Raw genomic sequence first — 6,018 nt, forward strand, 5'->3', positions numbered from 1 at the left:
TATGCCATTTAATCTAATCGATCCGGCGGCGATCGGCGCGGCGCAGATTTTGGACACAAATGTCGCAGATGATCCGGTGTGGAATGCCGGGGCGTCCTATGCGGTCGGTGATCAGGTCGATTTCGGCGGCGTGCTGTGGCAGGCGATCACGGTCAATCAGGGCAGTCAGCCGGGCAACGGGAATCCAGCCTGGGTCAACATCGGGCCGTTAACCAAGCTGCGCGCTTTCGACACGCTGATCGGGTCGGATCAGATCAGGCCGGTGGAAACGTTCGTCCAGCGACCGGATCAGATCACCTATTCGCTGGTGGTCGATACCTGGGTGACTGGCCTGTCTATGTTTGGCCTGCGAGCGACGGACCTGAAGATCACGGCATCGCTGGATCAGCCGGGTGATCAGGCGCAGATCAGTTTCGCGGTGCCTGATCGCACGAATTATTTTGATGTCTGGGATTGGGCCTTTTTGGACTACAACCCGTCGCCTGAATACCTGAATCTTGATGTCAGTATCGCGCCGGGGTCGCAGATCGACATCACGGTCGCGCAGCTGGACGGGATCGCGCGGGTGTCCAGTATCGTGCCGGGGTTCTTGCACAGCTTTGGCGTTGTGCGCCCGCGTGGCAGTTCATACGGGCTGCGATCACGATCGATCAAGGTCGCGGGCGATCTGGTCACAACGTTAAAGCGGCGCGCGCCATCAAAAAGCATGACCTATGACATCCTGGTCAGCAATGCAGAGGCAGACGCGCTGAATGATCTGGTTTTGAAAACGGACGGGAAAACCGCCGTTTTTTCATCGGGAACGCGCCGCGCCGCGATGATCGGTTATGGCTATATTGAAAACTATGATGCGCAGCCGCAGGGCACGCATGACGTGATCACAGCAGAGGTTTTAACGCTATGACGACGCCGCCGCAGGTTCAGGATTTCCCGTCGCAGGTGCCCGCAAAGGGGCAACCGAAACCGATTTTCAACGCTAATTTTGCGGCGGTCTTTGCGTGGTTCCAGGGTAATGCGCCGCGCCTAAATGAATCCGTCGCCTACATTCGTCAGGCGCTATCAGAGGTCCGGGCGACCGCCTATGCCGGTGATTTGCCCGATCTGACCGGCATGGCGGGGCAGCTGGTCCGTGTCAGCGATGACGAAACGGGGTTGCAGTTCGTGCCCGGTGGATTTCGCGACGTGGGCGAGGTGTTCGAGGTCATGGGCAAGAGCGCACCGCGCGGTGCGCTGGTGCTGGATCGCGCCACGGTATCACGCACGGAATTCGCGCGGCTGTGGGCGCACGCGCAGGAAAACGAACTAGTCGACCCAGCGGGGGCAGAGGCGACGCTGTTCGGGCCGGGTGATGGGTCCACAACCTTTGATCTGCCCGATTTTCAAGACTTGTTCCGCCGTGCGGCGGGGTCGGGGCGCGCTGTCGGTTCCTATGAGGAGGGCGCGAACAAGGCGCATACGCACGGCGCGTCAACGAATAGCGCCGGGTCACACAGTCACAGCGGGACTACCGACACCCATGCGCACGATCACGATCTGGAGCAGGGGCGGGTCTTTGTCAGCGAGGCGACAAGCGGCACCGTTTTCGGCGTCCTGCGGGATGGCGGCGGGTCTTTTGGATCGGACACGTCAAACGACAGCCATAATCACGGATTTTCAACGAACAGCGCCGGGTCGCACAGTCACGCGGTCACGGTGCAATCGAGTGGCGAGGATGAAAACCGTCCGAACAACGTCGCGGTGCTGGTCTGCATCCAGACCTAAGCCGCAAGGCGTTTCTTTCTGACCTACAAAGGGGGTGCGGGCGTGTTGAACAAGCCTGTCGAATTCTGGCTGATCGTGGCCGGGATGCTGATCTATGTCGCGACGCGGGCGGCGGAAAACGATCCGATCATGATGCGCGCGGCAAAGGCGGCGACGGCGGGGCTTTTGGGCGTCGGTGGATCGCACGAGGTTGCGCCGTTTGTCCGTGGGTCCGAGGTGATCGCGGCGGTGCTGATCATGGCCTTTGCGCAGCTGGTCCTGGATGTCGCGACCGCGATCATGTCAGACCGTGAATTCATCAAGTCGCTGGTGCGCAAGCGGCTGGGGGGGCGTGATGAATAACCTGTCTTGCACCTTGCGGCGTAGTCGGTCGCTGATCCTGATCTGTGTTGCGGTCCTGATCTATGGCGCGTGGCCTGAACTGATGGGGCGTCTGCAACAGGAACGGATCGTGCGCGATGTCTTTGCCATGACGCCATTTCGCGCCGTGACGGTGACGCAGCAGGTCGCGACGCCTGACCGCATCGTGTCGATGGGTGACATGATCAAGGTGCAATGCGATTTTGACTGGCTGACCGGATACATCACTTTTGACGATGGCAGTCGCGAACGTGTCCGCGTCGATACGACTGTCGAGGATGCAATACGCCAGCCGGGCAACCGCCCGCCGATGCAGCAGGCGCAGGCGTGGGGGCCGTGGTCAATGACGGTGCGCGATCCGCTGCCGATCGAAGGCGCGCGGCCTGCGCCGATCTGGTGGGATATTTTCGCAGCGCACCGCGATTGCCCGTTCGGGCCGGATCGCCAGATCAACCATTTCGCGGGCGGGCCGTGGGGCACGGTGTCGCCAGACTGACAATCATTTTCTTTCAATCGACTGCACACCTTGGGGGTGAACAATGACGCATGACATGACGGTATCGGATCGCGGGCTGCTGGAAATTTGCGAACACGAGGGGATTGTGCCCGCGCCATACCTGGACAGCGTGGGGGTCTGGACCTGGGGGGTTGGGCATACCGCCGCCGCTGGCGGTCCCGATCCGGCGCGGATGCCGCGCGCGATGCCGGATGATGTCGATGCGGCGATCGACGCCGCAATCGCGCAGTTTCGCATCGATGTCGCGGGTTATGCCGCGCGGGTCAACCGGGCGATCGCGGTGTCGGTTGCGCAGCATGAATTTGACGCGCTGGTGTCGTTTGATCTGAATACGGGCGGCATCAATCGGGCGCTGTTGACCGCCGCGATCAACGCAGGGCAGGCGAACGCGGCGCGGCATTTCATGGGCTGGCTGAAACCGCCTGAAATTCGCAAGCGGCGCACGGCGGAAATGCGACTGTTCCAGACCGGAAATTACGACGCGAACGGCGACACGATCACGATCTGGCGCACGAACGGACAAGGGCGGCTGGCGGGCGTGCTGTCGACCATTCGGGGTGGTGAACTGCTGGAACGGTTCAAGGCGACGCCTGAACCGTCTGCGGCCGATCTGCCCGCGATGATCGATCTGTCGCCGGTCGCGCTGGAACTGCGGCGCGCGCAGGATTTGGCGACGCAGCTGGTCGCGGCGCAGGATCGCGCGGCGGGTGCGCTTGATGAATTTCAAACGGTCTAGGAGGGCCATCTATGTCTGTCATGTTGCTGATTTTGCGCACGTTCGTCATGTATCCTGCGGCGGGGGTGATCGCCGCTGCGGTGGGGTTCATCGAATATGACGCCGCATCGCGGATTCTGACCGTCGATGTCGACGCGGCGGGGGCTGCGATCGCGGGTCTGGTCTGGGTTGGCGGCAGCGGTGCAACCTTTGCGCTGTCTCGCGTGATCAAGGCGCGCGGTGGGGCGGTCTGATCATCCATCGCGGCGGGCTGCAATGCCCGCCGCCACAATCGCACGGGGGCAAGAATGTCGGACAGGATCGATCTGAAATTTGATGGCAAGGTGTTGACCGATCGCCTGACGATGTATCAGGGGCAGGCGCATACGGTTACGGTCGCAGACTATCCATTTTCTTTGAGAATGACGATCGGCAAGGATGTCGCGCGCGACGCCGACCTAGAGGTCGCGGGCACGGGTGGCGTGATCGTTGTCGCGCCTGATGTGATCCAACACCTTGCGCCGGATGTCTATCAGATGGAGATCTGGGATGTCAGCAATCCAAAGCGGCGCAAGATTTTGCGACAGGGTGCGCTGGACGTGCGCGGCACGATCGAGCCGACCGGGGCGGTGTTTCCGACGCTATCACTGGCGGGCGGTGCGCGGGTCGTGTTGCTGACGCTGGCGGAATTCGACGCGCTGGCAGAAACAGACCCGAATACGCTTTATCTGGAAAGGTCGGATCAGTGATGCGGTTTGGCGATGTGCCGGTGCGGCGCGTGTTCCTGGGGGATCGGCGTGTCGCTGGCGAGGCTTTGCCGCCGTCGCTGCATCATGTTGGCGCGTTCGGTCGTCTGGCGCGGTTCGCATTGCGCGAGAGCCGCCGCACACCGCTGCGCGATGCCGTGATCGGGTCTGACGGTATCGTCACCGTCAGCATCGCGGCGGATGCCGTGATCGATCAGACCGAAACATCAATCAAAGTGAAATTGCCATGACTGAAAACCTGATCCGAAACCTTGTGACCGTCGAGGCGTTGGCGCGGTTCAATGTGCATCAACCGCACGCTGAATGCCGGGTCGCCAGTCCTGTCAACCTGTCGCTGTCCGGTCTTAGTCCGGTCGACGGCGTGGCCATTGTGGCAGGCAATCGGGTCTTTGCGACATCGCAGACCGATCCGGCGGAAAACGGCATTTACATTGCGGCGGCGGGTGCCTGGGTGCGGGCGGATGATATGGACAGCCCTGCCGATTTTTTCGGTTCGCGGTTTCGTATTGCAAGCGGTGCCAGGTATGCGCGTCACTGGTTTTACATCACGTCTGAAGTCGAAACGGTCGGCACCGATCCGGTCACAATGTTTGTTTCCGAAACGGGCGATGATATTCTGGCGGCGATCGCTGAACTAGAGGCGCAGACGGCGGCGGCTGTTGCAGCGGCAGGGGCGCAGACCGCACAAGCACTGACCGACTTTGATGCCGATGCCAGCGTCGCGCTGTCCGATTTGCAGGCGCAGGCGGCACAAGCTGCGGCGGGTCTGAATTTCAGCGCCACGATCGACCCGGATGCGGTCAATCCGGTGGGCGGCAATGGCGGGACATACACGACGATTGCGGCGGCGCTGGCGGATACGATTGATCGCGCATCTGTCCAGCTTTCTTTGCGGGCCGGTGCAGTTCATCCTGTTTCAGAGGATATTTTTCCGGGTGATCGCATCTTGCGATTTGGTCGGGTGGGTTCTGGTGCTGATCCGGACATTGCATTTGCGGCGTATGAAACCGGGGCGGGTAATCAGCTTTATCGGTTCAAGCCTGGCAGGTTTTCGCAGGTTCACTTTGACCATGTAGGTCTGATCGCACCGGCTAAATTGAACGCATCGAAGGGTTGGGGCGTTGCGCGTTTCTGGGACGTGCCAACTGCATCACAGACACGGATCATCATGGAGGATTGTCGCCTAATCGGAGCGAGCGAATTCACGTTGATGAATACAGGCGGCGGTTCGGTCGTTTCGCTTTCTGCGAACCGGGTGACATTCGACGGCATGACCGGGATCGACTACGCGCAGGGCACGGCGGTTGTCGCGCATCGGACAACAACGCTGCTGAACGGGGGGCAGGTCGCAATCAGTTCGGGTGCTGGCGGTGGCCTGCTAATCAACTAAAGAGGACAAAATGACCGATATTCTAAACGTGACCGACGGTTCGCGAACAACGGTTTCTGTGACCCGCGCCGAGGCGCTGGAATTGGGCTATCCTGAAACAGCAATCGCAGAGGCCGAGGCACGGGCGGCGGCGCAGGCCGCGCGCGACGCGATCCGGGGCCGGATCGACCGGACGGCGGGCGATGTGCCGAGCCTGCTGGGCGCCACGGCAGACACGGCGGCGGTCGCGCTGTTGGGGGTGCTGGCGGCGGTTGCGGCGCTGGACGATGCGCGCACCGCTGGTTCGACATCGCACAACGAGCCGTCCGAAAGCGATGCCGTCAACGCCTGGCTTTACGGATTCCGCGCGCGTCTTGCTGCGATGGGTGACGATCTGCCAGCACAGGCCGATGCGTTCCTAAAGGCAGTCGCGGCGGGTGCAATTCGGGTGCCTGCGCTGGCAAAGGGCTTTGACCGCGTGGTTTCTGACATTGCCAACCGATCAACGGCGGTGGCCGATGCGATGACA

The 6,018-nt window shown here is 61.5% G+C and carries 10 protein-coding genes; all 10 read left to right on the forward strand.

Annotated elements, in window-relative coordinates:
• Nucleotide 1: 1 nt before the first annotated feature.
• Nucleotides 2-904 (forward strand): hypothetical protein, encoded by a 903-nt coding sequence (locus AN189_RS18130; RefSeq protein ID WP_056039430.1) that lies wholly within the window; start codon nt 2-4, stop codon nt 902-904.
• Nucleotides 901-1,761 (forward strand): phage tail protein, encoded by an 861-nt coding sequence (locus tag AN189_RS18135; RefSeq protein WP_056039433.1) that lies wholly within the window; start codon nt 901-903, stop codon nt 1,759-1,761. Before AN189_RS18130 ends, AN189_RS18135 begins: the two co-directional genes overlap by 4 nt.
• Nucleotides 1,762-1,803: 42 nt before the next feature.
• Nucleotides 1,804-2,103 carry a hypothetical protein gene (locus AN189_RS18140; RefSeq protein WP_056039435.1) on the forward strand — a complete coding sequence of 100 codons (300 nt, stop codon included), beginning with the start codon at nt 1,804-1,806 and terminating at the stop codon, nt 2,101-2,103.
• Nucleotides 2,096-2,617, forward strand: coding sequence for a hypothetical protein (locus tag AN189_RS18145; protein ID WP_056039438.1), 522 nt, complete (start codon nt 2,096-2,098; stop codon nt 2,615-2,617). Before AN189_RS18140 ends, AN189_RS18145 begins: the two co-directional genes overlap by 8 nt.
• A gap of 55 nt (nt 2,618-2,672) precedes the next feature.
• The gene (locus tag AN189_RS18150; RefSeq protein ID WP_157057568.1) at nt 2,673-3,374 is read left to right on the forward strand and encodes a lysozyme; all 702 of its coding nucleotides are present in this window, start codon (nt 2,673-2,675) and stop codon (nt 3,372-3,374) included.
• Between the two features lie 20 nt (nt 3,375-3,394).
• On the forward strand, nt 3,395-3,607 hold the full coding sequence (locus AN189_RS18155; RefSeq protein WP_056039443.1) for a hypothetical protein: 213 nt from the start codon (nt 3,395-3,397) through the stop codon (nt 3,605-3,607).
• Between the two features lie 54 nt (nt 3,608-3,661).
• Entirely contained in the window at nt 3,662-4,102 is a 441-nt protein-coding gene (locus tag AN189_RS18160; RefSeq protein ID WP_056039446.1) for a hypothetical protein, read from the forward strand.
• Nucleotides 4,099-4,350 (forward strand): hypothetical protein, encoded by a 252-nt coding sequence (locus tag AN189_RS18165; RefSeq protein WP_157057567.1) that lies wholly within the window; start codon nt 4,099-4,101, stop codon nt 4,348-4,350. Before AN189_RS18160 ends, AN189_RS18165 begins: the two co-directional genes overlap by 4 nt.
• Nucleotides 4,347-5,510: a hypothetical protein gene (locus AN189_RS18170; protein WP_056039451.1), complete on the forward strand. Its 1,164-nt coding sequence runs from the start codon at nt 4,347-4,349 to the stop codon at nt 5,508-5,510. The genes AN189_RS18165 and AN189_RS18170 overlap by 4 nt, the downstream gene beginning before the upstream one ends.
• 10 nt (nt 5,511-5,520) lie before the next feature.
• A partial coding sequence (locus AN189_RS18175; RefSeq protein WP_056039454.1) for a hypothetical protein occupies nt 5,521-6,018 on the forward strand: 498 nt, incomplete at its 3' end.

It is taken from the genome of Loktanella sp. 3ANDIMAR09, from assembly GCF_001420005.1.
Classification (GTDB): domain Bacteria; phylum Pseudomonadota; class Alphaproteobacteria; order Rhodobacterales; family Rhodobacteraceae; genus Loktanella.

Coding starts and splice junctions, on each gene's coding strand:
- AN189_RS18145 (WP_056039438.1), top strand. CDS start 2,096: ATGAATAACCTGTCTTGCACCTTGCGGCGTAGTCGGTCGCTGATCCTG.
- AN189_RS18160 (WP_056039446.1), top strand. CDS start 3,662: ATGTCGGACAGGATCGATCTGAAATTTGATGGCAAGGTGTTGACCGAT.
- AN189_RS18135 (WP_056039433.1), top strand. CDS start 901: ATGACGACGCCGCCGCAGGTTCAGGATTTCCCGTCGCAGGTGCCCGCA.
- AN189_RS18155 (WP_056039443.1), top strand. CDS start 3,395: ATGTTGCTGATTTTGCGCACGTTCGTCATGTATCCTGCGGCGGGGGTG.
- AN189_RS18130 (WP_056039430.1), top strand. CDS start 2: ATGCCATTTAATCTAATCGATCCGGCGGCGATCGGCGCGGCGCAGATT.
- AN189_RS18150 (WP_157057568.1), top strand. CDS start 2,673: ATGACGGTATCGGATCGCGGGCTGCTGGAAATTTGCGAACACGAGGGG.
- AN189_RS18170 (WP_056039451.1), top strand. CDS start 4,347: ATGACTGAAAACCTGATCCGAAACCTTGTGACCGTCGAGGCGTTGGCG.